Here is a 23,963-nt window from a genome sequence, read left to right on the forward strand (position 1 = left end):
TTTTGGCAAATATAATAAGCTTTTTTGCCCTTTTTAGCTTTTTAAGGTCGCGACATACTCGAAACTTCCTTCTTCAATACAGTAGGTGTTGAATATGAACATCGCAGGTATGACGGCAGAAAAATCATATTTAAATCGTCGAAAAGCGTTGGGTATTACAGTGCGTCGTCTTGAATTTAATCCAAAGGCAATCAAGCGGCACTATTTTGCAAATTCACCCCTCATGTCGCATTTTTTAACTGCACTCTCATCAACGTTTCCGGTGGGTGAGCAATTTTTTGTAAATAGTGTACGTAATGTGCGTGATAAAGTCTCAGATCCTCAGCTACAAGCGCAAATTGCAGCTTTTATTGGACAAGAGGCCATGCATTCCAAAGCACATGGTGAGTTTAATGAAGCTTGGCGACGTGATAATTATAATCTGGACAGTTTTCAAAATTGGCTAAATGAGCGCGATAAATATTTAAGAACAATTCCACCTAAACTGCAATTGGCATTGACCTGTGCATTTGAACATTTCACTGCTTTACTTGGGGGATATGTCTTACAACATCCAGAGTTATTAAAAACGCTAGATGAAGATGCGTTAAAACTTTGGGTATGGCATGCGATTGAAGAAATTGAACACCGTTCAGTTGCATTTGATGTCTATCAACATGTATATGGTGATGATCGTATCCGTCGCTTACTCATGCGTAGCGTCACTACTGGATTTGCGAGTCTCGCTTTTTATGGGACAACTCGTTTATTTTGGCAAGATAAATGGAATAGCTTACCTAAAATTGGGGGTAATTTATTTGGATTATATTTGCTGATGAAGATGCTTGTTCAATTAATGCCGGAATACTTCGCATATTACAAAAAAGACTTTCATCCGAGTCAAAAAGATTATGGCAGGATGGTTAATTATTGGAAAAGCTCTTTAGCAGAAGAATATCAAATGGCAAGTTTTGAACAAGAAAAAGATCAGCGATTGAGCTAATAGAGAACCGGATTTAAAAGTCCGGTTTTTTAAAATCAATAAAATAAAAGCAACACAATAATGCCTAATTCATCATACAATCAGGTAAAGAGGTTAAAAATATAAAGAAAAACTTGAGGATAATGTGACGATGAAAACGTTGAAACAATTTGCGATCGCAACAACACTTGCCAGTACCTTACTGTTTTCGGGATGCGGCTATAACACTCTACAAGTAAAAGATGAGGCTGTAACAGCAGCGTGGTCTGAAGTGCAGAACCAATATCAACGTCGATCAGATTTGGTACCAAACCTTGTAAACGTTGTTAAAGGCTATGCTAAGCACGAAGAGCAAGTATTAACCGAAGTAACTCAGGCACGTTCTAATGTTGCAGGTTTAAAAGTTGATAAAGAAGTTTTAGAAGATCCGGCTTTACTTGAAAAATATCAACAGGCTCAAAGTCAATTAACAGGGGCATTATCTCGACTCATTGCTGTTTCGGAAAATTACCCAGATTTGAAGGCCAATACTCAATTCCAAGAATTACAAGTTCAGCTTGAAGGTACGGAAAACCGTATTGCTGTTGCACGTAATCGTTACATTACAACAGTACAAGACTATAACTCATATGTGCGTCAGTTCCCGCAGGCAGTAACAGCAAAAGTAATTGGTATGCATCCAAAAGCCAATTTCTCTGCAGAAGCATCTGCACAACAGGCTCCAAAAGTTTCTTTTGATTAATTTTATAAATCAAAGGAGTGCCGTATGAGAAATACTCTATTGCTTCAATCAAAGCAAATTAAGGTCTTTGTTTCGACCTTAATTTTGCTCTGTTGTGGTGTTCTTTTTCAGAATACGGCATGGAGTGAAACTAATATTGCAACTGCTACCGATGAGGCTGATGCAATAGTTGCTGGCAAAATTATTCAAAAGCAACAAACTCAAGCTGCTGCAACTAAATTAGAGGGGCAAGCTGCTTCAAGTCCTGCTCCTCAAGTCCAAGTTGCGAATGATATGGCTGATGGTGAATCAATTCGTGGTTTGCCAACTTTAAACCAGCCTGTGATTGATCAAGCCAATATCTTAAGCGAGGCTGAGAAGCAGCAACTTAATCAAAAAATTCTAAGTTTATACCAACAAGGCAAAGCGCAGATTGGTATTGTGATTGTTCCGACCACTGGCCAAGAAGATATCTTTGATTATGCATTACGTGTTGGTGAAAAATGGCAATTGGGATCATCTAAACGTGACAATGGATTACTCATTGCAGTCGCTGTAAATGACCGCCGTATACAAATACTAACTGGTTATGGCCTAGAAGGTGTGTTGCCGGATATTGTGGCAAGTCGGATTATTCGAAACCAAATTACACCTTATTTTAAACAAGCCCAATATGCCCAAGGCTTGAGTGCAGGTGTGGATGAAATTGGAAGAATTTTAAATCTTGACCCGGAAGTAGCACAGCAAGCTGCTCAAGATTTAAAAGAACGTCAGCATAAAGCTGCAGAAGAGCAGCAAGCCAAGCAGACAACGCTGACAATGGCTTTATTTATCCTTGTTGCTGGAATTGTGGGTTCGTTTATTGTTGGTCGTCCGCTTAGTGCATCTACAGCAGGTGTGGCTGCTGCGGTAGCAGGATTCGTAAATGGGGCAGGGTTGGTCACTAGCTTACTACTTGGTTTTGGTATTTTCTTTTTACTCATTACATCAATTGCTCAACTTATTTTACAGGCTATTTTAAGTGGTTCTGGCGGTGGTGGACGCGGAGGAGGCTTCGGCGGAGGTGGCGGAGGCTATGGTGGCGGTGGAGGCCGTTTTGGCGGTGGAGGTGCTTCAGGCTCATGGTAACAACATCAGAAACAACACAAATTATTACTCAACCAAAAATTGAGGAATCTGTAGAGCCAAGCATAAAACGTTGGTTTAAACATCTATGCTATTTACCTGCCAGTAGTCGTTATTTTTCAAAACAAGATAAGCAAGCTATTGCAGATGCTGTACAGCAAGCAGAACATGGCCATGTTGGGGAAATACAGGTTGTAATTGAAGGCCATATTCCAGTGTCACAAGCCTATAGACAAAATACCCGTTTAAGAGCACAGCAGTTATTTGCAGAATTGGGCGTTTGGGATACTGCCTTAAATAGTGGCGTATTGTTATACCTAAATTTATGTGAACGAAAAGTAGAAATTATATTTGATCGTGGCATTCGAAATGCGACTAACGAGCAAGTCTGGCAACAGATTTGTGAAGCAATAGTACAGAAGCTTAAACAAAAAGAATATCAACAAGCTGTAGTAATCGGTGTACAACAAATTGGAGAGGTGCTGTCAAGATTTTATGACGAAAACATGCCTGATCAATCCAATGAATTGGGGAATGCTCCAATTATCCTTAATTAACTCGCCTTGTAACATTCCAGTATTAGCTAATTTTCATAATTTTACTTTTAAAGGTGACTGACAAAAAATGTCACCTATTTATTCATTTTTAAAGAGATTTTATTCACAAAAACAAATATAAAATTTGAAGTGGGTAATTTGTTTTTTTTAATTTGTGATTTGGTTTTATAAAAAGCTCTATGACATTTTTTGTCAATTATTTACAGAGAATATGTGTCTAATAATAATTTAATTTAATATAAGTATTTGTTTTTAAAAAATAATAAAAGTTGGCATGGATGCTGCAGTATAGTTAATAGCTGAAAAAGCTTATATAAAAACATACATACAATCTTTGGGGAAAAGGCTATGAATGCACAAAAAGGTTTTACATTAATTGAGCTTATGATCGTGGTTGCCATTATTGGTATTTTGGCTGCTGTTGCATTACCTGCATATCAAGATTATACCAAGCGCGCAAAAGTAACAGAAGGATTATCTTTAGCGGGAAGTGCTAAAACAGCGGTAGCTGAGAATGCCGCTAATGCTGCTCAATATGATAAAGGTTGGACTTCGCCTACAGCCACAGCAAATGTAAAAAGCGTTGCCATTGCTAATGCAACAGGTGTTATTACCATTACCTACGATACGCCAGTGTCTGATTCAGCAGCTAATACTTTAGTGTTGGAACCATATACTACCGATGGTGCTGGTAAAGCTGGGGGATTGCCTGACTCTACAAAAGCTTACACTCCACCAGAAGCTCAAATTCAATGGGCTTGTTTAGCGGCAGGTGCTACAGCTAAAGCAGGGACTACGGCTGGAACTTTACCTTCAAAACTAGCACCGTCTAGTTGCCGTTAAAAGTTAGATTACATTAAAAGACTGGTTTACCAGTCTTTTTTATTTTAGTGATAAGAAAGTGAGATTTTAAAGATGTCTAAAGGCCTTAAATTTTCTCTAAGTCATCTATTTATTTCTATAGTTGTGGCTTTAATAATTATTGCTTGGATCTTTCTTATTTGGTATCCCCAACCATTAGCTCAAGCGGTAGGTGTTACCTATATTTTTTTAATGATGGTTGCCATAGATGTAGTGTTGGGGCCTATTCTGGGTTTTTTTATCTATAAAGAAAGTAAAAAAACACTTAAATTTGATCTTGCCGTTATCATTTTAATTCAACTTTCTGCATTAGGCTACGGTTTATATAGTATTGCACAAGGTCGTCCTGCGTGGTTAGTGTATAATGTGGACCGATTTGAGCTAGTGCGTAATAATGAAATTATTGATGCAACTAATCAAAAAGTTCAAGCACAGTTTATGAAGCCTTCATGGTTTAAGCCTAAATTTGCAGCAGTCCAGATAGCTAAAAATAATGAAGAACGTAGCAAGAATATGTTTGAAGAGGTATTGGGTGGTGTTTCTTTAGCGCAACGACCTGAGCGGTATGTGGGCTTACCTCAAGTTAAACTACAAATCCAAAAACATGCTCAAAACTTAAATGAGCTTGAAAAATTTAATTCTAAACAGCGAGTAAAAGAAATTCTAAAAAAATATCCATCAGCTGATGCTTGGGTTCCTTTAAAAGCGAATGCTATTGATATGGTTGTACTGATGAATAGAAGTTCAGCTCAGGTGGTTGAAATCGTAGATCTTAGACCCTGGAAGTAAAAGTAAGACATAGCATGAGGGAATACAAATAGGACTTAATTATTATCATCCGCTTCCATGTATAATTCCCACAAGTTTTGGTCTCTAACCTCTCACTATGCAAGTATTCTTCCTATTTCTCGCTGCAATCCTGTTGGGTTCTGCATGGTTGTCTCCATTTCACTACAGCCCTTGGGTCATGTTCTCAAGTGAAGTCAGTACTTTTGGGGCTGGGTTATGTGTATTGGCGGCTCTAATTCAACAAAATATTAAAATTCCTAGAGCACAACTATTGTTGCTTCCATTTACTTTAATTCCTATTGCGCAGTGGGGCTTCGGTCTAGTTTTTGATTTAAGTACGGCCTTATTAAGTTCATTTTACTTGCTAGGTTTTTGGTTTATGGTCTTGGCTGGCTACAACCTATCTTTAGATCAAAAAAAGAGAGATCAAATTTTTTCAGGTTTTAGCTTATTAGTAATTATTACATCGCTATTAACCAGTCTTATAGCAATTTTCCAATGGTTGAATATTGAATCACATTTAATTTACACCCTTCACTTGATCGGTAACCGTCCTTACGGAAATTTTGGTCAACCCAACAACATGGCAACATTCTTAATTATTGGGTTGTTAGGATGTTTATACTTATATGAAAAGAATAAAGTAACACTTTGGTTATTATTGCCTTCAGCACTGATTATTTTGTTCACAATTGCTCTAAGTCAATCACGAACATCATGGATCGTTTTTCCATTCTTATTCATCTACTGGATATTTAAACAATTTGGGAAACAAAAAAGATTTGGAGTTTTTCAAGGTTTTTTGTGGTGCGTCGGTTTTTTTCTAATTGCGGGGCTAATCTTACCTTATATCACTCAATTTATTGAATTCTCTACAAATACAGAAATTACTGAAACAAGTTCGTTTGTCGCACGTGCGGGATCGGGGCATGAGCGTATAGGGATGTGGATACAAATATTACATGCTATAGCTCAGCAGCCATGGTTAGGATATGGATGGAGTCAAACCAGCGTTGCTGTAGTCGATAGTATCCAATATGGGACAGTGCATATATGGTTTAATAGTGCTCATAATGTGCTACTGGATATCATCATCTGGAATGGTGTCCCATTAGGCGCTGTAATCATTACTTACTTTGTTTTTTGGTTTCTTTGGCTAAATCAACAGGCTAAAAATACTATCTCAATTATAGCGATTATGATGATATCTGCGGTACTTATTCATGCTATGTTTGAGTTTCCACAGCGCTACGCTTATTTTTTGCTTACCTGTGGATTCCTACTTGGTATAGTACAAGCTCAGACTCCTGTGCTTAAAGGAATTGTCCTCAGTAAACATCTTCTTCGTTTAACGTGGGTTGTAGGCTTGCTGCTTATTATTGCAATTCTACGTGATTACAATGTCTATGTTCTGAATAGTAATTTGCTTTTTAATAATAAGCGTCCAAATGCTGAATTTATGGGAAGTGATAAAATTTTTGTTTTAACACAGTTTGAGCAGCGTTTACGTTGGATTGAACTTAATCCTAGAACTACCTTATCTGAGAATGATTTAGTGGAATGGGGAAATTTAGTAAAGAATAAAGCAACTCCATATAACTTACGTAAATACGCAAAATTGCTTGCTTACAATGGAAAAGTGGAACAAGCACAACAGCAGATATTCATTTTACAACATCTTTATAAGCAAAAAATAACGCTATCGGAATTACTAAAAGAGAAGTAATAAAAAAAATCCCCTTAAGTATAAGGGGATTTTTTTATGAGAAATTACATTTGGCTCTGGATATAATTTTCAATACCTACGCTGCCAATAAGATCAATTTGGGTATCTAGCCAGTCCCAGTATTCTTCTTCTTTTTCTAGAATTTCTTGAACAAGGTCACGAGTGACATAGTCTTGCTCTGTTTCAGCTAAAGCAACCGCTTTTTGAATTGCTTCTATATTTTCTTTTACTTTACGAATGTCACAGTGCAAAACTTCTTCTGTGTGTTGACCAATATAAAGCTTACCTAAATGTTGAAGGTTAGGTAGTCCTTCTAAAAATAAAATACGTTCAATGATTTTATCGGCATGTTTCATTTGACGAATTGATTCTTTATATTCAGCAGAGCCAAGCTGCTCAATTCCCCAGTCATTAAACATGCGCGAATGTAAAAAGTATTGATTAATTGCAGTTAAATGATGATACAGCACTTGATTGAGCTGATTAATGACATCACGATTGCCTTTCATTGTGGCTACTCCAAAACAATTTCTGCCTCAAACTTAATTAAGGCAATCTATAAATCCATTTTAGTGAACAATCATGGAGATGGCGAGTAATTTATGGAACAGCAAATGAAAATCGCAATCAAAAACAACACAGTATTAGAAAGGATATTTTTATGTCAAAAAAAACCGCTTGAATGAGGAACTATAAATGTTCCGCAAAAAGCGGTGGAGGAGTCAATAAATTTTGTTAAATATTAATTTTTTATTATGCAGCTACAGAAATGCGAGCAGCAATTTCTGCTAATTCTTCGCTAATGATAGCGCGGGCCTCTGGTGCACAGCGTCCACAACATGTACCAAGATCAAGTAAATCGCGAATTTCACGATAGCTTTCAGCGCCATTTTCAACAGCGTCTTTAATATCCTGATCGGTAATGCCACGACACAAGCAAACGTACATGGGAGTGATCCCCAAATATAAATGCGATAATTGATATTATTGATAATTATTATCGTTTGTCAATGAAATTCATTTAAAATCTCATTTATTATTATTGGGATTTTGAATAAAAAAAGACCACCTAAGCGGAAATCTAATAAGAATTTAGATTTTTATACCAAGGTGGCTTGTATTTTAGAAAACTAAATAGTGAAATTTAGATATTTTAATTTTTATATCTTATTGATTAATAATTACAATCCCGTCCATTTCCACTAATGCACCCTTTGGCAAGCTTGCTACACCAAGAGCTGCACGTGCAGGGTAGGGTTGAGCAAAATATTCACCCATAATTTGGTTTACGAGTTGGAAATTTGATAGATCAGTTAAAAAAATATTGAGCTTAGCAATATCTGCAAGTGAGCCACCAGCAGCTTCACAAACTGCTTTTAAATTATCAAATACACGGCGAATTTGAGCTTCGATACCTTCTACAAGTTCCATACTGTATGGGTCTAAACCAATTTGCCCTGAAAGATATAGCGTATTATCTACTAAAATAGCTTGAGAGTATGTGCCGATAGCAGCAGGGGCATTTTCAGTATGAATGACTTGGCGGGACATTTGGTTCTCCTTGATTAAATCTATTTCCATCATAATCGATGATAGCTTTGGACAAAAGTATCATCGATTTAATTGATTAAGTGAATTTGGAAAGTTTGATTTTGTTAAGGAAACAAAAATTTATAAGCAATAGTCCCTATAAAGATTTAACTTACTTTTGAAATTTCCATTTGCGGAGCAGGAGCATCTAAACGTTCAATCCGTGGGAAACCATAGTGCATGCGTAAATCACGAATGACTTTTGCAATATGTTTTCGGTTATTCACTACAATATTCACAAAAGTTCTTTGCTCATTTGAGTGAACCATTTCTACCCCAGCGTTATTTTTACGACATTGATAGATTAGGTCTGATACCTGTTCGTCATTCATCGCCATATAAATAGCAAGGTATGCCGTAAAACGAACATCATCTACATCATCTGCTTTCCATTGAAGCGGCATAATATTTTCAGGGTGTAGATGTTGTTCATGTAGTAAGTTATGACAGCGAGTACGATGTACAATTAATCCACGACGTGTTAAGTGCCCTTGAATTGGATCGCCTAAGATTGGATTGCAGCAGTGTGCATATTTAACGTCGACCCCTTCAGTGCTTTGAATAAGTCGATCTGAGTTTTCTACTTGCGGATGTTTATCATGGGCAAACAGATGGTTTGCTACAAGTTGAGGTAGTAAATCGCCAACCGCAATTTGTTCAAACAATGTATTTTTATTATCGATATGGCGCCATTGCAATAGATCTAACCAATCAGCTTCAGAAAGATCATTGATTGATCGATTAAAGAGTTTTAGTGCTCGAGAAAGCGCTTGTGCACCAACAAGACGTTGTTCTTCGATATCTTGATCTTTTAGTACATGCTGTAATGCACGACGTGCTTTTTGCGTATTAATAAAGCTTAGCCAGTCTGGGTTTGGTGTCGCTAAAACATCCGTAATAATTTCGATAACCTGACCGCTAACTAATGGTGTAGAGAGTGGTTTAATCTCTCCATCGACTTTTGCACCAACCGCATGGTTACCTAAAAATAAACTTGCTGAATAAGCAAAATCAACTACGGTAGCGCCTTGCGGTAGCTCATGCAGTTGACCATGGGGCGTATATACCCAGATTTTTTCTTGGTGTAGATAATCAAGCAAATCATTAAAAGTTGTTTTAGCACATTCGCCGTCAATCAATGTATTTAAGTTCTGCATTGAAGCTTGAATAGCAGAGCGGCAAGTTTGCGGCGCATTTTCGCCTAACACTACCCCAAAACGGGCAGCTTTACGCATGAGTTCAGTTTGAATGGTAAGAGATAGTGTTGTTTTTTCGCCTTTAAGCTTTATCAGTAAAGACTGATTACCACCAGGTAAGGGGCGACGAATATGGTCTTGGTACTGGATAACCTGAAAATTTTCTCTTAATGCTTCTTCTAAGCGGTCACAGTCGGCAATGCTTTGTAGAACAATTTCAAAAGCATGACTATGGGTAAGCTCTTGGAGATCCATCTCGTTTTTAACGAAATGGCGTAATAATTCGATATTGTTATTTTTCTTTTTAATACGGCCTTGAATATGATAATTATGCAGAAGTTCAGCGAGGTTTTGTTCCCAGATACTTTGATATTTACAGCGTTCTGGCTTTGTTTGAAGCAGAGCATTCTGAACGTTATCAAACATATCAAGGTCAAGGTTTTGATAGCAGAGATTCTCTAGATTATCGCCCATTTCATTCATGCCGACTAATCTTGCCATCGGTACAAATATATCAAAAGTTTCTTGAGCGATACGGGCTCGTTTATCTGGGCGTAGAGCACCTAGAGTTGTCATATTATGATAGCGATCTGCTAATTTAATAATGATGACACGCGGATCTTGTAAGGTTGCTTGCAAGATTTTTCGGAATGAAGCTGCCTTGTTATATTCTTTATCGCTTGATTGGCTAAGTTTGGTTACACCATCAACTAGCTCTGCAACGGTTAGGCCAAACTTCTCAATAATATCTTCTTTTGTATATTGAGTATCTTCAATGACATCATGCAAAAGTGCTGCCATTAAAGTTTCAGCATCTAAACGCATGTTTGCAAGAATGCAGCTTACCGCAATCGGATGCAAAATATAGGGTTCGCCACTTTTACGTGTAATGCCAGTATGCGCTAGATCGGCAAAATCGCAGGCAGCAAGCACTTTTTCGACTTCACTTACCGATAAGTAAGGGTCGATAATTAATTTGAGCTGTTGCTTGGCTTGGCTGACCTCTTCGCCTGGCATAAATCACCCTTTTTCCTATTGCTGAAAAACTAAATCTATCTGCTTCTTAATGAAAAGCATATTGCGGAACTTGTCAATTTTTTCATTTGAAAAAGTGTATTTTTTTTTCAATGAAAATAATTGCTTTTCTCAATATATTTAAATATGGAACAAAGCCAAATAAAAAACCATCGCAGAAAAACGATGGTTTTTTTATGAAACAGGGTGAATTAGAAAGAAAAACCTTCTAAATTCAAGCTGTTTGTAGAAAGGGCAAGATCAAGACTAGAAGTTTGGTAATCTTGCTCACGTTGTTTAAGAATTTCTTTCGTAACGTGCCCTGCCGCGATTTCGCGCAAAGAAACTACAGTCGGTTTGTCGTTATCCCATTCTACAGTTGGCTCCATGCCTTGACGTGCCAATTGACGAGCACGTTTACTTGCAACGAGCACAAGCTCAAAACGGTTGTCTACATGATCTAAACAATCTTCAACGGTGACGCGTGCCATAAAAGTTCTCGTTTTGGAATGGTGAATTTGAACAGACTAAATAGTATAAAAGGCTTTCGATCTAGACTCAAGTTATTCCTGTTTTGGTTGAGGAGTAATCAAGTCCTGAATTAAAGTTTGATGACGTTTTGCTTGCTGAGATAGCACCAAACGGTTCGCCGTAATCACAGCTTCAAGCTCATGTAAGGCTTTATTAAAATCATCATTAATAATGATGTAATCAAAGTTCGTATAGTGCTGCATATCTTCTACTGCACAGCTTAAACGATGCTCAATGACTTCAACTGAGTCCGTGCCACGGTTAGATAAACGCTGACGTAGATCAAATTGAGTTGGAGGTAAAATAAATATTTGCTTGGATTCAGGGAAAAGTTTGCGGACTTGTTCTGCGCCTTGCCAATCAATTTCGAGTAAGACATCGTGTCCTTGAGCTAACTGTTGTTTTACCGTAGCTTGAGAAGTGCCATAGTAGTTACCAAATACTTCAGCGTATTCGATAAAGCCATCATGGTTAACTTGGTCTAGAAATTCATCTTTTGTAGTGAAGTGATAGTGAACACCATCTAACTCACCGGGACGTTGACCTCGGGTTGTATGCGAGACTGAAACATGTAAATTGCTCACACGGTCAAGCAGGGCTTTTACCAAAGATGTTTTGCCCGTTCCTGATGCAGCAGAAACGACAAACAATAGACCCGACATGATATTTTTCCTGATATGATAAAATATCTTCGCTATTGTAGTGTACCGTGCGTTTAAACTGAATAGTTTTAATTGCAAATATTCAAGAGAAATTCCCCTGTTTTATTAATTTTGAGGCTGTTATGGAAATTGTGTTAGCTAATCCGCGTGGTTTTTGTGCCGGTGTTGATCGAGCCATAGCAATCGTCAATCGGGCTTTAGAATGTTTCAACCCTCCTATTTATGTACGTCATGAAGTTGTACACAATAAATTTGTGGTAGATGACTTGCGTCAGAGAGGGGCCGTTTTTGTTGATGAACTAGATCAGGTTCCAGATGGCTCAATTGTAATTTTTAGTGCGCACGGTGTTTCAAAAGCAGTTCAACAAGAAGCTGAACGCCGAGGCTTAAAAGTTTTTGATGCGACTTGTCCTTTAGTGACTAAAGTTCATATTGAAGTGACTAAATATGCGCGTGAAGGTACTGAAGCTATTTTAATTGGTCATGAAGGTCACCCAGAAGTTGAAGGCACAATGGGGCAATATGACAAATTAAAAGGCGGTGATATTTATCTGGTTGAAGATGAAGAAGATGTTGCTGCACTTACCGTACGACATCCTGAAAAACTTGCATTTGTGACTCAAACAACGCTTTCTATTGATGATACAGCTAAAGTTATTGATGCTTTGCGTGCAAAATTTCCGCATATTCAAGGTCCGCGTAAAGATGACATTTGCTACGCTACTCAAAACAGACAAGATGCTGTACGTGATTTAGCTGAGAAGTGTGATGTCGTATTGGTTGTAGGTTCACCTAACTCATCAAATTCAAATCGATTACGTGAGCTTGCAGAGCGTATGGGTAAAGCCGCTTACCTTGTAGATAATGCTGATCAGTTAGAGCAGTCATGGTTTAATGAGACGTGTAAAATTGGTGTTACTGCTGGTGCCTCTGCGCCAGAAATTTTGATTAAACAAGTGATTCAACGTTTACAAGATTGGGGTGCTCAAGCACCGAAAGAATTAGATGGGCGTGAAGAGAACATAACCTTTAGTCTTCCTAAGGAATTACGTATTCATGTGACTCAAGCGTAAAGTGTGATGTATTTAACATACTGATTTTAAAAAGTTAAACAGATAATTGTTGATATGGCAGTTATCTGTTTTTTTATACCCTTTATCTGCTTTGTATTTGTTTTGTAAACATAAGGCGTAAAATTTAATTAATAAATAAAAAATTTTAAAGTTTATTTGGGGTGTGGGGATGAGGGGAATTATTCCGCAAGATGGGTTCACCTTGGTTGAGCTTATGGTGACGATTGCGGTCATGGCTATTATCGCGATGATGGCTGCACCATCTATGTCGAATTTATTAGAAAGCAAACGACTAGATGGAAACCAACGAGATCTAATCAATACTTTATCGGAAGCAAAGAGCCAAGCCATACTTGGTCGACAAGACGTTTCTATTAATCTGAATTCAACAGCTTTAAATACTCCCACTTCCTTGAATTGGAAAGCTGATTCCAATAACAGTCTTGAGCTTAAAAATATCGCTGCTGATGGTACGCAGAGTTCGTTAACAGCGACGACTTTAACTTTTAATGCGAATGGGGTGATAACCAACATCACCCAAGACACACTTTTATCTATTTGTAATTCAAAAATAAATAAAAAGAAAACTCTTATTTTAACAAAGCTTGGCACATTAATTTTTAAAGCTGAGGAGACATGTTAATGCAGGGCTCTAAACAAAAAGCTCAAGTTGGGGTGGGTTTATTAGAAGTGTTGGTTGCCCTAATTTTAATTGCGATAGGGGTTTTAGGATATGTTGCCTTGCAAGTCCGTGCTATGGATGCTTCTTCAGAGGCATTAAGCAAATCTCAAGCGATTATGATCATGAGAGGATTAGCAGAAAACATTCGCGTAAATAGTTCTCAAGCTAGTCAGTATCCCGCATTTGTCCGTAGTTATAGCAATTATTCATCTACCACCGCAGCTCCTACATTGTGTTTCAATGCGGCTTGTACACCTTCTCAGCTTGCCCAATTTGATGCATATCAAGCAGCAAGAAATGCTGATCAACTTGGCATGAAAATTACCATGACAAATTGCCCAGGGGTTACAAGCACAATGGCCCAGCAGAGGCAATGTTTGTTTGTTTTTTGGGGAAAAACCGCTCCAGTAATTACAACAAATGAGGGAGTCACGAGCGCGGATGTGTCGAGCTGTATGAGTACAAATGGCGTTTATGTCAATAATTCGAACTGTTTAATGATGGAGGCATATTAATGGCTCACTCATTTGTATTATTGAAACAACGAGGCTTTACATTAATTGAGCTGATGGTTGCATTGGCTTTAGGTCTAATTTTGGTAGCTGCGGCGACTCAATTATTTATTGGTGGACTTCTATCAAGCCGTCTACAAAAAGCAAATGCTGAAATACAAGATAGCGGTATTTTTGGTTTGGAATATATTGCCCGTGATATACGGCTTCTAAATTATGGAAATGTAACCAACCCAATATTAACTGATACAACCCCTTGGGGCGGTGTTGTATTAACTGGCTCCACTGCAACCAATAACAACAATGTTAATTTTGTCCCTAACGTTGGAACAAATACCTATATTGCTGACACATTACTTAGTCGTGGTGCTGGCGATACGGTGAGTACCGTGAGTAATCACTGGAAAGGTCTTTCAAATATACAGAACAGTTCAAATGCAGCTGTGCAAAGTGATCAGCTGACTATCCAATTTATTGCACCTACGAATATGACCAATTGTGAAGGTGTAAATGTACTTGCAGGAGATTTAATTGTAGAGCGTTATTTTTTACGTCTGGATAGTAATGGTAGTTCCCAGCAAGATTATGCACTTGCATGTGATGCAAATACTCCCTCGGCTGTAGCCACAGCTCAACCGACCACTATTGCTGGGTTGGGCGACGCTGGTCAAATTGTATTGCCGCGTATTGACCATTTCCATGTGCTGTTTGGTGCAAAAAATGCGGCTGGCAATTTTGCTTATTATACCATTCCCCAATATCGCGCTGCTGCACAGGCTGCACGAGATGCCACACCATCTGTGATGCCGCCACGAATTCTTTCAATACAAATATCTGTATTAGCGCGCTCTACTAATAATGCCCAAAACAAAGCAATAGATCCTGCGCAATCTTTTCTTATGTTGGATCAAACCGTGCATGCTTCTGATAATACAACTCGATTCTTACGCCGCACTTATAACTTAACAATTGCTCTACGCAATGCGATGGGGGAAAGTCTATGACCCATTTAATTCATAAAAGTAGGTCTAAAGAAAAAGGGGCAACCCTTATTGTTGTACTGATTATTTTATTGATTGTTATTTCTGTAGGCGTTTTAGCAATAAGAGTGGCTATTGTTTCTTTAAAAGTTGCTACCAATAGCCAAGTTAGCCAATTAAATTTTCAGTCATCTGACACTCCTTTAGAACTCATTGTGCAGATGAATCCTACCACCCTAACTAATATTACTAATGTGATTGGTGCCGCGCTTAAAGAGCATGAAAGTAACCCAGGTGCAGAATACAATTTTTGTTATAAGCCTGTTTCTACATCAACAAATTTTGCTCAGACCAGAGGCGCAAGTTTACTTCGAGCAGGAAGTGCCAATAATGCGGTTGTCGAAGATGGCGGAGTGGCGGGTTTCTGCGATTTAACAAGTGATTATGGAAGTAATCGTCAAGCAGTGGTTACCCAAGTTGCTGTAAGTGTTCCAACAGATGCTGCTAACGATATTCCAGGTTCAAATTTACCACGAGGAACAAACACCTCGGAAGGTACGCAACTACCTAAAAGCATGTTGTCTACGCAACGTATTCGAGTGATCACAACTGCGTTTTTGCCAGCCTATGCTTCTACCTCTATTGAAACTTTACAAAGAGATTGCTTAAGCACGAGTTCGGCAAAAATTAGCGACAATTTTGATACCGCATTAACGGCTAAACAAACATTGGCGGAATGTTTGGCAAATCATAACGTGCCTTTTAGTACTCAAGTTCAAGAATTTAACTATACCAATAAACTCACTCAAATTACGGCACCAGGTTCATAATGGGGAATATCGTGAAACTAAAATTGAAGAATTTTAAGCCAAATAATTTATGGTATGCCATCTGTTCGAGTTCGGTTGCTTTTACATGGCTAATGACAAGCTCCGTTGTGCAGGCGAGTGATTTACAAATTTATGCTTCACCTACAGCGGGTAAAAAAACCATTGTGATGATGTTGGATACATCAGGAAGTATGACCAACAATAGTTATGGCGAAAACCGTCTGGCTATGCTTAAAAATGGTATGAATGCTTTTTTAGCAAGTAATAATCCTGTTTTAAATGACACTCGTGTGGGGTTGGGAAATTTCTCTGCAAATGGTGATAGCCGAAGTGGGCAGGTTCTAGTGGCTGCCGCTCCTTTAGGAGATGCGAGTACGTTAAATACAGTGGGTTCTCAACGTTATAAATTAAAACAGGCTGTTGCAAATTTAACTGCTGGCGGGTCAACGCCTTCAGCACATGCTTATGCGGAAGCTGCTGCTTATTTGATGGGTACAACGACCTATTCAGAGGCAAATTATGCCATTCGAAAAGATAGCTATATAAAGCGTGTGCGAAAATCTGATAATAGAACGGAATACTCATATTGTACGAATTATCGCGATTCACAAATCGATACTACAAATCTATGGCAACCTTGTCGTTCTAATAACTATTGGAGTAACTGGTCAACTTCTAATCCGGGTGTGGATACGGCAACTGCTTATGATACTTCGTCGGATTGGACCTATTCTTATACTTATTACTACACCACTTTTAATTATGCTGTAGCAAATGCAGATAGTGGTATCCCAAAATCAAAATCAAACGATACAGCCAGCAATCCGAATATTGTTGTAGATAGAAATGCTTCTAATTTAAATGCTATTTACCAATCTCCTTTGCCTGCGGTGGCCAATCGCCAGAGTTGTGATGGGCAGGGCATTTACTTTTTATCAGATGGGGAACCGAACAATACAACAAATACACGTTCGGCAACTGTCATGTCGACAGCCCTAGGCAGCACTTTGGGAGCAAATTTTACTTGTTCTGGAGGTTTATCTAACACGACAGCAGACTCTGGTTGGGCCTGTATGGGGGAATTTGCAAAAAGATTATTTGATAAAACAAAAAATCCAGCTGGAGTTTCTATTCAAACAGCATTTGTCGGTTTTGGTAGTGACTTTTCTAGTTTAAGTTCTTCTGATGTAAAAAATGCCTGTCGTTTAAGTTCGAGAACCCAATCTGATCGTAAAAGTGATGATAATTGTTCGCCGAATCAGACCACAAATGCGGTCGCTGCACCTGGTTATGGAAATGGAGGATTTTTCCCTACCCAAAGTGCGCAAGGTGTAACAGATAGTGTTATCGCATTTATTAATAACTTAGATAAAGTTCCTTTAGAACCCTTAACCACAGGTGCTATCTCTGTTCCTTATGATGCACTAAATCCTAAAAATTTACAGGAATATGGTTACTTACGTGCTTTTGAGCCAAACCCGGCTAACACCTACTTAACATGGCGAGGAAATTTAAAGAAATATCATGTTGTTTTATCGGGAACAAATGCTGGCGCTTTTGAAGCTAATACTGGTGGGTTGGTTTACAACGCAACTGGGGCATTTAGAACGGGTACAAAAGATTATTGGAATAGCTCTACTTATAATGATGGAGGTAAAGTCTTTTTTGGTGGTTCATATGCAAAAGTTCCTTTACCAATTGCGGGACAAAATGAAACACGTGATGAAGAAGGAAATATCACAAAATATTATTACGCAGTACAAACTAAAATCCGCAACTTATTTACTGATGTTTCCGCCGTCGCATCAGATGGTAGCTTAACGAAGCTATCAACTTCTGGAACTAATTTGCTAAAAATTCCAGCTACTCCACCAGAAGGAACTAATCCTTTTGATAGTGTGGCTAATACAGCAAGTTATGTTTTAGGAAAATTTAATGCATCAACGGGACAAGATATTTTAAAAGCTTTCCCGATTAGCTTGAAATTAAAAATATTAAATTATCTAGGTTACTCAACTGATATTAGCGCTACGACTTTACCTTCGTCATTAGTTACATCGAATGAACCATATTTATCGATGGGCGGTAGTATTCACTCTTTACCGGTACAGCTTACCTATAATGGAACATTAGATGAAAATGGGAATTTAACATCTGCGCGTGAACAATCCATTCTCTATGGAACGATGGAAGGTGGTCTGCATATTGTGGATGCCTCAACTGGCGTAGAACAAATGGCTTTCGTTCCCGCTGATATATTAAATGATCCAGTTGCATCAAAAGCTTTAGTGGTTGGCCAAAGTGATGCCTCAGCTCCTGCTCACGGTATGGATGGGGCTTGGGTATCTGACCCTGCATATAGTATTACTACAACGGGAAGCGGTAGCTCAGCAGTATCAAAAGTAACTGCAAAGCAAATGAATATTTATGGTGGCATGCGAATGGGGGGCAGCAGCTATTATGGCTTAAATGTCTTAAATCCTGTCTCACCTAAGCTCCTGTTTAGAGTAGGAGCAGATCAAACTGATTATAGCCGTATGGGTCAGAGTTGGTCTAAACCTGTACTTGCAAATATACGTTATAACGGAGTTATTAAACGCGTTATGATTGTTGGTGGTGGCTACGACCAATGTTATGAAAACCCGAATATTACCTTGAGCAATTCTTGCTTTACGAATGGAAAAGCAAAAGGGAATGCTGTTTATATTATTGATGCTAAAACTGGGGAGCGCTTATGGTGGACTAGTGATACAGGCTCTAATATAGATAACTCTAATATGAAGCACAGTATTGTTAGTCGAATTAGTACCTTAGATCGAGATGCTGATGGTTTGGTGGACCATTTATATTTTGGCGATCTAGGTGGGCAAATTTTCCGTATCGATCTTAATAATAACCAGACAAAAACAAATTCAACTTATAGCAGTTTCGGTATTCGAGTTGTTCGATTAGCCAATTTAGCAACGAATGACTCAACTTATGATGCTTCGAATGACTATACCGCTGGGAATGCGCCGCGTTTTTATGAACCGCCAACAGTGACAATTCACGATTATGGTATCCACACCTTTATTACTGTAGGCATTGCTTCAGGGGACCGTAGTACACCTTTAGATGTTTATCCGCTTACAGGTCGTGAGGGAATGTCACCTAGCACGGCATTAAGCGGAAGACCTGTAAACAATGTCTATGGGATTATCGATAAAGACTTTATCAAAAAGAATCTGATGTCTTTAACTGATAGCCAGCTTGAAACGAAAGATATTACTCGATCGACGCTTCGAAAAAATCCACAAATTTTACGATCTGGAGAAACACGTGTAGCACAGATTTTCTTTCCCAATACGGGGACGGGACAAAACGGTTGGTATCGCTCACTTTCTAGTATGAGCGATGGTACCGAGAAAGCTAATAATAGTTTCCGTATTAAAGGAGGCCTTAAAGCTTTTGAAGAGCCTATGGCAATTACAGGGACTTTAATTGTGCCTGTTTATGACCCGCAGGGAACAGGCATTGTAGCGGCAGACCCATGTTTACCCCGGGTAGTAGGTGAAACTGACCAGCAGACGTTCTGTTTACCATTTGGCGCCTGCCTTAATTCTGATGGATCAATTGATCAGAATAAAGAGAATGGAAGTGGATTTAAAACACAAACTGGTACCAATTGCCCAGTAGGAGTTTCTGAATGTAATGAAAATGTTATTGGCTCTGGTATTCGTGGCGTAACATTTGTACCAACGGAGGATAACCCACCTGCGACTAATAGTTGTGGGAAATTAAAGTTGTCTGGTAATGAGCAAGGGACTGGACAGTGGCAATGTACGAGTCATTTAGTTCCTACGCGTTGGTATGAGCGTTATCGTTAAGGGAATGACTGATGAATAAATATTATATTCTGCGGTTTAATCAGGGTGTTACCTTGATTGAGCTCATGGTTGTCATCGTGATTGTCGCTATTTTTGCTTCGATTGCTATCCCTTCATATCAAAGTTATAGCCGTAGAGCGACGGCTTCTGCTGCTAAAGGTGAAATTCTAAAATTGGCAGAACAGTTGGAACGGCATAAATCCAAGAACTTTACCTATAGAGGATTTACCACCACATCTGTAACTTTGCCACGGGGTGGTTATACGATTGAAATTAGTGATGATACGACGACAGGAAATTTATTGACGAATGCTGCTGCAAATGGGCAAACATGGGTCATTAAAGCGACAACTACAGATTCAAGAAACTTTAATTTTATTGCTAAGAATTCAGGTTTGCGTTGCCAAAGTTTAACAGCTACGGCTGTTGATAATGACTGTGGTGGAACAGTCACTTGCAATGTATGTGAAACAAATAGTGAGAATTGGCAATGAAGAATGGTTTTACTTTAATAGAACTCATGATTGTAGTAGCAATAATTGCAATTTTAGCAGCTATAGCGACACCTTCATATTTGCAGTATTTACGCAAAGGACATCGTACAGCTGTTCAATCTGAAATGATGAATATTGCCCAAACATTAGAAGCAGAAAAAGTAGTTCACAACCGTTATCCGTCGAATGCGACGATTACATCGATTTATGGGTCTAGTGTCAGCCCTCAACAAGGCCAAGCCTTATATAGCTTAGCTTTTGCCACTATAACAGATTCAAGCTGGGTGTTAACTGCCACACCTATTGCTACTAGTTCTCAAGCTGGTGATGGGATCATTTGTCTTAATGATCAAGGGCAAAAATTTTGGGCAAAAGGTGCAACGAATTGTGCGTTATCTGCCGCATCAAATTGGCTACAGTAATTTTAAATTCAAAACTGCGGATAACTCAAAAAATAATCTTTCTTTCAGGGCGAAAATCACGTAGAATGTCGCCCTCTATGAAAGGGGTTTGAAGTGTTGCCGATGGTCGGTGCAGGGATAATCCGTAAGAATTATAAGGCTTTTATCATGGTTGTTATTCGTTTAGCACGTGGCGGCGCAAAAAAACGTCCATTCTATCAAATCGTTGTGACTGACAGCCGCAATGCACGTGATGGTCGTTTCATCGAGCGTATCGGTTTCTTTAACCCGACTGCACAAGGTCAAGCAGAAAAACTTCGTTTAGACGCAGACCGTTTTGCTCACTGGGTTTCTCAAGGTGCTCAACCTTCTGAACGTGTTGCTTCTTTAGCTGCTCAAGCTAAAAAAGCTACTGCATAATTTTTGTAGTAGGTAGCCCATGACATCAACACAGAATGTTCCCGAAGATCGTATTCAGATTGGACAGTTACGTTCAGCTTATGGATTGAATGGGTGGCTCTGGGTGTATTCAAATACAGAACCTATGAGCAACATGTTTGACTACCTGCCTTGGTACATTGAGACCAAGGCCGGTTGGCAAACAATAGATGTAAAACGTTGGAAACCACATGGCAAAGGCCTAGTTGTTGCGTTGAAAGGTGTGAGTGATCGCACTGGAGCGGAAAGCTTGGTTGGCGCTAATATCTGGATTGCTAAGTCTCAACTGCCAAAAGCAGATGTAGATGAGTACTACTGGTCAGATTTAAAAGGCTTAACTGTGTTAGGTCTTGATGAAGAAGAACAGGAAGTAAACTTAGGGAAAATTCATGAGTTGTTTGAAACTGGAGCTAATGATGTGATGGTGGTGCATGCTACCCCTGACAGCATTGATTCAGAAGAGCGCATGATTCCTTGGCATAAAGATGTAGTACAACGTGTTGATCTTGAAGCTGGTCGTATTTACGTCAATTGGGGCGTAGATTATTAATCCTTTTGGGATTAGTACAGCAGGAAAATAGAGGAGTCTGTAATGTTTTTTGCAGTCATTACGCTTTTTCCTGAAATGTTTGAAGCGATTACAGCCTACGGCATCAGCGGACGTGCGGCAAAACGAGATATTGTACAAGTCACTTGTATTAATCCTCGTGATTTTGCTGAGGGAAACTACAGAAGAGTGGATGAACGTCCATTTGGTGGTGGCCCCGGTATGGTGATGATGGCTGAGCCTTTGGCGAAAGCAATTTCATATGCCAAACAGCTTGCCTCACAAGCAGGACATGTTAATGTCCCTGTGGTGTATATGTCCCCACAAGGCAAAACCTTAAATGAACAGGCAGTAAAGCAGTTTGTCGATTATGACGGCTTAATCGTACTGTGTGGACGTTATGAGGGAGTAGATGAACGTTTGATCCAGCATTATGTTGACCAAGAATGGTCAATTGGTGATTATGTTTTATCTGGTGGTGAACTTCCCGCTATGGTGTTACTTGACAGTATTATTCGCCGTTTGCCGAATGTAATGTCAGATGAACAATCAGCAGTACAAGATTCTTTTGTTGACGGTCTTTTAGATTGTCCGCAATATACAAAGCCTGACCATTTTGAAGGGCTGGATGTGCCAGAGGTATTAAAATCTGGACATCATGGCAATATTGAAAAATGGCGTTTTTTGCAGCGATATCAAAGAACTCTAGAGCGCCGACCAGAGTTGGTTGAAAACGTAGAGTTGACTAAGCAGCAAAAAAAATGGCTAAAAGATACGCAAGTGAATAACGGTAACTCTTAATCGTTATTCTCAAGAACGAAAGTTCTGCAACAAGACGAGAAGCAATGCTTCGAGTTAAAGCATAATTCTATTTAATGAATAGTTTTATGTAAATTTAAAGGCTCTTTATAGACATATTGTCGTAAAGGGAAAGATAAACGGGTTGATATGCGCTTTAGCCTCTATCCCCAGCGGAAATTCAGACCTCTTCTGACTCCGCACATATTGGAGATTCCCACAATGAGTGGTAAACATCCTTTAGTTCAAGCTGTTGAAAATGCACAGTTAAAATCTGATATCCCTGCTTTTGCTCCTGGTGATACTGTCATCGTTCAAGTAAAAGTAAAAGAGGGTGATCGTGAACGTCTTCAAGCATTTGAAGGTGTTGTAATCGCTAAGAAAAACCGTGGTTTGAACTCTGCGTTCACAGTACGTAAAATTTCTAGCGGTGTTGGTGTAGAGCGTGTATTCCAAACTCACTCGCCAGTTGTTGCTAAAATCGAAGTGAAACGTCGTGGTGACGTTCGTCGTGCTAAACTTTACTACCTTCGTGACTTGTCTGGTAAAGCTGCACGTATTCGTGAAAAATTACCAGCTCGTAAAGCGTAAGCTTATAGCGAGTAAAAAAATGCGCCTTTTGGCGCATTTTTTGTTTAAAAACTATAGTCCTTGAAGTTTCAGACGATTTGCATGTTGACGATAAACCGAGACAGGATCGGAAGCAAAAATAGAACGTATACCAAGTACTTGGTTCACTTCATCTAAATGATTCCAGTTGTAATCATCACGAATTGTTTTACCAAATTTGGCACTGCATCGGGAAACAAGTCCATCATTATCACCAAATGGATCGACTACTAAACTACTGCCTGTAAGAGCAATATCAAATGGATCAAATGGATTGGTCAGCGCTTTATTCCCCGAGAAAGAATACATATAAATGCCTTTCTCTTGATATGTCCCTTCACCACAAGAAGTCGTTGGTACACCCATAGGGAACTGAGCATTAAATTGAGCTGAACCTTGAGTTGATAAGCTATGAGCACCTGCTAAAGAGTCGTGAGGATAGCTTGTTGGGTCTAGTCCTCCTGCCCAAGTAATTGCTGCTGAAAACCAGTTTACTAACGTTGCTATTCCAGACAGAGGAGTACCCTCAACTTTCAGGATAACATCTGCCATTGGTGATCCCTTATGAGGTGCACCTATCGTGGTGAGTGAGGCAACTTTCTCTGGCATGATGCCGGCCACATAACGAATTGTCGGGCCCCCATGGCTATGACCGATCAAGTTGACTTTAGGCTTACCGGTAATAGCAATGATCTCTTCTACTTGCTGGGCAAGTTGTTCACCACGCACTTCTGTTGAGTTAAAAGGTGACACTCTGGTTGCCCAGACATTTCCTCCATTACGAGCAAGATCCGGAAGAATTTGGTACCAGTAATCGAGACCAAGAGTATCTGTTCCAACTCGGTTAAAACCTGCCATACCGTGGTTAAAAACCAGTGGATATTTGGTTTGTGCATAAGATGAATAGACGAACGAGTTTTTAACTTGTTCAGCATTTGTGGCATGGGCCGCTGAAATACTCAATCCAGAGAGCATTGCAGCGCAAAAAAACGTTAACTTC

The 23,963-nt window shown here is 39.0% G+C and carries 26 protein-coding genes and 2 pseudogenes; 20 read left to right on the forward strand and 8 right to left on the reverse strand.

Annotated features, from left to right (window positions below):
* Positions 1-94 precede the first annotated feature (94 nt).
* The 7 genes from MKX14_RS07820 to MKX14_RS07850 all read left to right on the forward strand — a co-directional run bounded on the left by MKX14_RS07820 (position 95) and on the right by MKX14_RS07850 (position 6,740).
* Positions 95-982, forward strand: a complete 888-nt coding sequence (locus tag MKX14_RS07820) for a metal-dependent hydrolase (protein WP_086399360.1) — start codon at positions 95-97, stop codon at positions 980-982.
* Between the two features lie 130 nt (positions 983-1,112).
* Complete coding sequence (locus MKX14_RS07825; RefSeq protein WP_002117090.1) at positions 1,113-1,703, forward strand: LemA family protein; 591 nt, start codon at positions 1,113-1,115, stop codon at positions 1,701-1,703.
* Between the two features lie 24 nt (positions 1,704-1,727).
* Entirely contained in the window at positions 1,728-2,810 is a 1,083-nt protein-coding gene (locus tag MKX14_RS07830; RefSeq protein WP_240282210.1) for a TPM domain-containing protein, read from the forward strand.
* The gene (locus MKX14_RS07835; protein WP_240282211.1) at positions 2,804-3,364 is read left to right on the forward strand and encodes a TPM domain-containing protein; all 561 of its coding nucleotides are present in this window, start codon (positions 2,804-2,806) and stop codon (positions 3,362-3,364) included. The genes MKX14_RS07830 and MKX14_RS07835 overlap by 7 nt, the downstream gene beginning before the upstream one ends.
* 348 nt (positions 3,365-3,712) lie before the next feature.
* Positions 3,713-4,207, forward strand: a complete 495-nt coding sequence (locus MKX14_RS07840) for a pilin (protein WP_240282212.1) — start codon at positions 3,713-3,715, stop codon at positions 4,205-4,207.
* A gap of 72 nt (positions 4,208-4,279) precedes the next feature.
* Positions 4,280-5,014, forward strand: coding sequence for a TfpX/TfpZ family type IV pilin accessory protein (gene tfpZ, locus MKX14_RS07845; RefSeq protein ID WP_240282213.1), 735 nt, complete (start codon positions 4,280-4,282; stop codon positions 5,012-5,014).
* Between the two features lie 97 nt (positions 5,015-5,111).
* Complete coding sequence (locus tag MKX14_RS07850; RefSeq protein WP_046811886.1) at positions 5,112-6,740, forward strand: PglL family O-oligosaccharyltransferase; 1,629 nt, start codon at positions 5,112-5,114, stop codon at positions 6,738-6,740.
* Between the two features lie 44 nt (positions 6,741-6,784).
* Here the strand turns inward: MKX14_RS07850 and bfr are convergent, their stop codons facing one another.
* Together bfr and bfd are read right to left on the reverse strand one after the other, a co-directional pair.
* Positions 6,785-7,249 (reverse strand): heteropolymeric bacterioferritin subunit Bfr, encoded by a 465-nt coding sequence (bfr, locus tag MKX14_RS07855; protein ID WP_016143648.1) that lies wholly within the window; start codon positions 7,247-7,249, stop codon positions 6,785-6,787.
* Between the two features lie 244 nt (positions 7,250-7,493).
* Positions 7,494-7,688 (reverse strand): bacterioferritin-associated ferredoxin, encoded by a 195-nt coding sequence (gene bfd / locus MKX14_RS07860; protein ID WP_009392016.1) that lies wholly within the window; start codon positions 7,686-7,688, stop codon positions 7,494-7,496.
* Positions 7,689-7,790: 102 nt separating this feature from the next.
* Here bfd and MKX14_RS07865 point away from each other — a divergent pair.
* A pseudogene (locus MKX14_RS07865) lies at positions 7,791-7,868 on the forward strand (hypothetical protein); the annotation flags it as partial.
* 39 nt (positions 7,869-7,907) lie between these two features.
* Here MKX14_RS07865 and MKX14_RS07870 read toward each other — a convergent pair.
* From MKX14_RS07870 to gmk, 5 genes and pseudogenes are all read right to left on the reverse strand, one after another.
* Positions 7,908-8,291 (reverse strand): RidA family protein, encoded by a 384-nt coding sequence (locus tag MKX14_RS07870; protein WP_002116996.1) that lies wholly within the window; start codon positions 8,289-8,291, stop codon positions 7,908-7,910.
* 146 nt (positions 8,292-8,437) lie between these two features.
* Complete coding sequence (gene spoT / locus MKX14_RS07875) at positions 8,438-10,543, reverse strand: RelA/SpoT family protein (protein WP_046811885.1); 2,106 nt, start codon at positions 10,541-10,543, stop codon at positions 8,438-8,440.
* Between the two features lie 15 nt (positions 10,544-10,558).
* Positions 10,559-10,681 (reverse strand): annotated as a pseudogene (locus MKX14_RS07880) (hypothetical protein).
* A 71-nt stretch (positions 10,682-10,752) separates the two neighbouring features.
* Positions 10,753-11,031 carry a DNA-directed RNA polymerase subunit omega gene (gene rpoZ, locus MKX14_RS07885; RefSeq protein ID WP_002116990.1) on the reverse strand — a complete coding sequence of 93 codons (279 nt, stop codon included), beginning with the start codon at positions 11,029-11,031 and terminating at the stop codon, positions 10,753-10,755.
* 72 nt (positions 11,032-11,103) lie between these two features.
* Positions 11,104-11,733, reverse strand: a complete 630-nt coding sequence (gmk, locus tag MKX14_RS07890) for a guanylate kinase (protein ID WP_002116973.1) — start codon at positions 11,731-11,733, stop codon at positions 11,104-11,106.
* Between the two features lie 122 nt (positions 11,734-11,855).
* Here gmk and ispH point away from each other — a divergent pair, with 122 nt between their 5' ends.
* The 12 genes from ispH to rplS all read left to right on the forward strand — a co-directional run bounded on the left by ispH (position 11,856) and on the right by rplS (position 22,945).
* On the forward strand, positions 11,856-12,806 hold the full coding sequence (ispH, locus tag MKX14_RS07895; RefSeq protein WP_108009948.1) for a 4-hydroxy-3-methylbut-2-enyl diphosphate reductase: 951 nt from the start codon (positions 11,856-11,858) through the stop codon (positions 12,804-12,806).
* 169 nt (positions 12,807-12,975) lie between these two features.
* A complete protein-coding gene (locus MKX14_RS07900; RefSeq protein ID WP_240282214.1) occupies positions 12,976-13,449 on the forward strand; it encodes a pilus assembly FimT family protein in 474 nt (157 codons plus the stop codon).
* The gene (pilV, locus tag MKX14_RS07905) at positions 13,443-14,003 is read left to right on the forward strand and encodes a type IV pilus modification protein PilV (protein WP_078219781.1); all 561 of its coding nucleotides are present in this window, start codon (positions 13,443-13,445) and stop codon (positions 14,001-14,003) included. Before MKX14_RS07900 ends, pilV begins: the two co-directional genes overlap by 7 nt.
* Complete coding sequence (comB, locus tag MKX14_RS07910) at positions 14,003-15,004, forward strand: PilW family protein (RefSeq protein WP_240282215.1); 1,002 nt, start codon at positions 14,003-14,005, stop codon at positions 15,002-15,004. Before pilV ends, comB begins: the two co-directional genes overlap by 1 nt.
* Positions 15,001-15,810, forward strand: a complete 810-nt coding sequence (gene pilX / locus MKX14_RS07915) for a PilX N-terminal domain-containing pilus assembly protein (RefSeq protein WP_240282216.1) — start codon at positions 15,001-15,003, stop codon at positions 15,808-15,810. Before comB ends, pilX begins: the two co-directional genes overlap by 4 nt.
* A gap of 11 nt (positions 15,811-15,821) precedes the next feature.
* A complete protein-coding gene (gene comC, locus MKX14_RS07920; protein WP_240282217.1) occupies positions 15,822-19,676 on the forward strand; it encodes a PilC/PilY family type IV pilus protein in 3,855 nt (1,284 codons plus the stop codon).
* A gap of 11 nt (positions 19,677-19,687) precedes the next feature.
* Positions 19,688-20,170: a type IV pilin protein gene (gene comE, locus MKX14_RS07925; protein WP_017387038.1), complete on the forward strand. Its 483-nt coding sequence runs from the start codon at positions 19,688-19,690 to the stop codon at positions 20,168-20,170.
* Positions 20,167-20,592, forward strand: coding sequence for a type IV pilin protein (gene pilE / locus MKX14_RS07930; RefSeq protein ID WP_240282218.1), 426 nt, complete (start codon positions 20,167-20,169; stop codon positions 20,590-20,592). The genes comE and pilE overlap by 4 nt, the downstream gene beginning before the upstream one ends.
* A gap of 147 nt (positions 20,593-20,739) precedes the next feature.
* The gene (gene rpsP, locus MKX14_RS07935) at positions 20,740-20,991 is read left to right on the forward strand and encodes a 30S ribosomal protein S16 (RefSeq protein ID WP_000260334.1); all 252 of its coding nucleotides are present in this window, start codon (positions 20,740-20,742) and stop codon (positions 20,989-20,991) included.
* A 19-nt stretch (positions 20,992-21,010) separates the two neighbouring features.
* A complete protein-coding gene (gene rimM, locus MKX14_RS07940; RefSeq protein ID WP_002116736.1) occupies positions 21,011-21,559 on the forward strand; it encodes a ribosome maturation factor RimM in 549 nt (182 codons plus the stop codon).
* A gap of 42 nt (positions 21,560-21,601) precedes the next feature.
* A complete protein-coding gene (trmD, locus tag MKX14_RS07945; protein WP_086265002.1) occupies positions 21,602-22,357 on the forward strand; it encodes a tRNA (guanosine(37)-N1)-methyltransferase TrmD in 756 nt (251 codons plus the stop codon).
* Positions 22,358-22,576: 219 nt separating this feature from the next.
* Complete coding sequence (gene rplS, locus MKX14_RS07950; protein WP_002116654.1) at positions 22,577-22,945, forward strand: 50S ribosomal protein L19; 369 nt, start codon at positions 22,577-22,579, stop codon at positions 22,943-22,945.
* 51 nt (positions 22,946-22,996) lie between these two features.
* Here the strand turns inward: rplS and lip are convergent, their stop codons facing one another.
* Positions 22,997-23,938, reverse strand: coding sequence for a lipase family alpha/beta hydrolase (gene lip, locus MKX14_RS07955; RefSeq protein WP_240282255.1), 942 nt, complete (start codon positions 23,936-23,938; stop codon positions 22,997-22,999).
* Positions 23,939-23,963 lie beyond the last annotated feature (25 nt).

It is taken from the genome of Acinetobacter pittii (genome assembly GCF_022449185.1).
Classification (GTDB): domain Bacteria; phylum Pseudomonadota; class Gammaproteobacteria; order Pseudomonadales; family Moraxellaceae; genus Acinetobacter; species Acinetobacter pittii_I.

Bases quoted from the DNA above. Each gene is read 5' to 3' on its own strand.
- MKX14_RS07820 (WP_086399360.1), top strand. From the start codon at position 95: ATGAACATCGCAGGTATGACGGCAGAAAAATCATATTTAAATCGTCGA.
- MKX14_RS07825 (WP_002117090.1), top strand. From the start codon at position 1,113: ATGAAAACGTTGAAACAATTTGCGATCGCAACAACACTTGCCAGTACC.
- MKX14_RS07830 (WP_240282210.1), top strand. From the start codon at position 1,728: ATGAGAAATACTCTATTGCTTCAATCAAAGCAAATTAAGGTCTTTGTT.
- MKX14_RS07835 (WP_240282211.1), top strand. From the start codon at position 2,804: ATGGTAACAACATCAGAAACAACACAAATTATTACTCAACCAAAAATT.
- MKX14_RS07840 (WP_240282212.1), top strand. From the start codon at position 3,713: ATGAATGCACAAAAAGGTTTTACATTAATTGAGCTTATGATCGTGGTT.
- tfpZ (WP_240282213.1), top strand. From the start codon at position 4,280: ATGTCTAAAGGCCTTAAATTTTCTCTAAGTCATCTATTTATTTCTATA.
- MKX14_RS07850 (WP_046811886.1), top strand. From the start codon at position 5,112: ATGCAAGTATTCTTCCTATTTCTCGCTGCAATCCTGTTGGGTTCTGCA.
- bfr (WP_016143648.1), bottom strand. From the start codon at position 7,249: ATGAAAGGCAATCGTGATGTCATTAATCAGCTCAATCAAGTGCTGTAT.
- bfd (WP_009392016.1), bottom strand. From the start codon at position 7,688: ATGTACGTTTGCTTGTGTCGTGGCATTACCGATCAGGATATTAAAGAC.
- MKX14_RS07870 (WP_002116996.1), bottom strand. From the start codon at position 8,291: ATGTCCCGCCAAGTCATTCATACTGAAAATGCCCCTGCTGCTATCGGC.
- spoT (WP_046811885.1), bottom strand. From the start codon at position 10,543: ATGCCAGGCGAAGAGGTCAGCCAAGCCAAGCAACAGCTCAAATTAATT.
- rpoZ (WP_002116990.1), bottom strand. From the start codon at position 11,031: ATGGCACGCGTCACCGTTGAAGATTGTTTAGATCATGTAGACAACCGT.
- gmk (WP_002116973.1), bottom strand. From the start codon at position 11,733: ATGTCGGGTCTATTGTTTGTCGTTTCTGCTGCATCAGGAACGGGCAAA.
- ispH (WP_108009948.1), top strand. From the start codon at position 11,856: ATGGAAATTGTGTTAGCTAATCCGCGTGGTTTTTGTGCCGGTGTTGAT.
- MKX14_RS07900 (WP_240282214.1), top strand. From the start codon at position 12,976: ATGAGGGGAATTATTCCGCAAGATGGGTTCACCTTGGTTGAGCTTATG.
- pilV (WP_078219781.1), top strand. From the start codon at position 13,443: ATGTTAATGCAGGGCTCTAAACAAAAAGCTCAAGTTGGGGTGGGTTTA.
- comB (WP_240282215.1), top strand. From the start codon at position 14,003: ATGGCTCACTCATTTGTATTATTGAAACAACGAGGCTTTACATTAATT.
- pilX (WP_240282216.1), top strand. From the start codon at position 15,001: ATGACCCATTTAATTCATAAAAGTAGGTCTAAAGAAAAAGGGGCAACC.
- comE (WP_017387038.1), top strand. From the start codon at position 19,688: ATGAATAAATATTATATTCTGCGGTTTAATCAGGGTGTTACCTTGATT.
- pilE (WP_240282218.1), top strand. From the start codon at position 20,167: ATGAAGAATGGTTTTACTTTAATAGAACTCATGATTGTAGTAGCAATA.
- rpsP (WP_000260334.1), top strand. From the start codon at position 20,740: ATGGTTGTTATTCGTTTAGCACGTGGCGGCGCAAAAAAACGTCCATTC.
- rimM (WP_002116736.1), top strand. From the start codon at position 21,011: ATGACATCAACACAGAATGTTCCCGAAGATCGTATTCAGATTGGACAG.
- trmD (WP_086265002.1), top strand. From the start codon at position 21,602: ATGTTTTTTGCAGTCATTACGCTTTTTCCTGAAATGTTTGAAGCGATT.
- rplS (WP_002116654.1), top strand. From the start codon at position 22,577: ATGAGTGGTAAACATCCTTTAGTTCAAGCTGTTGAAAATGCACAGTTA.
- lip (WP_240282255.1), bottom strand. From the start codon at position 23,938: ATGCTCTCTGGATTGAGTATTTCAGCGGCCCATGCCACAAATGCTGAA.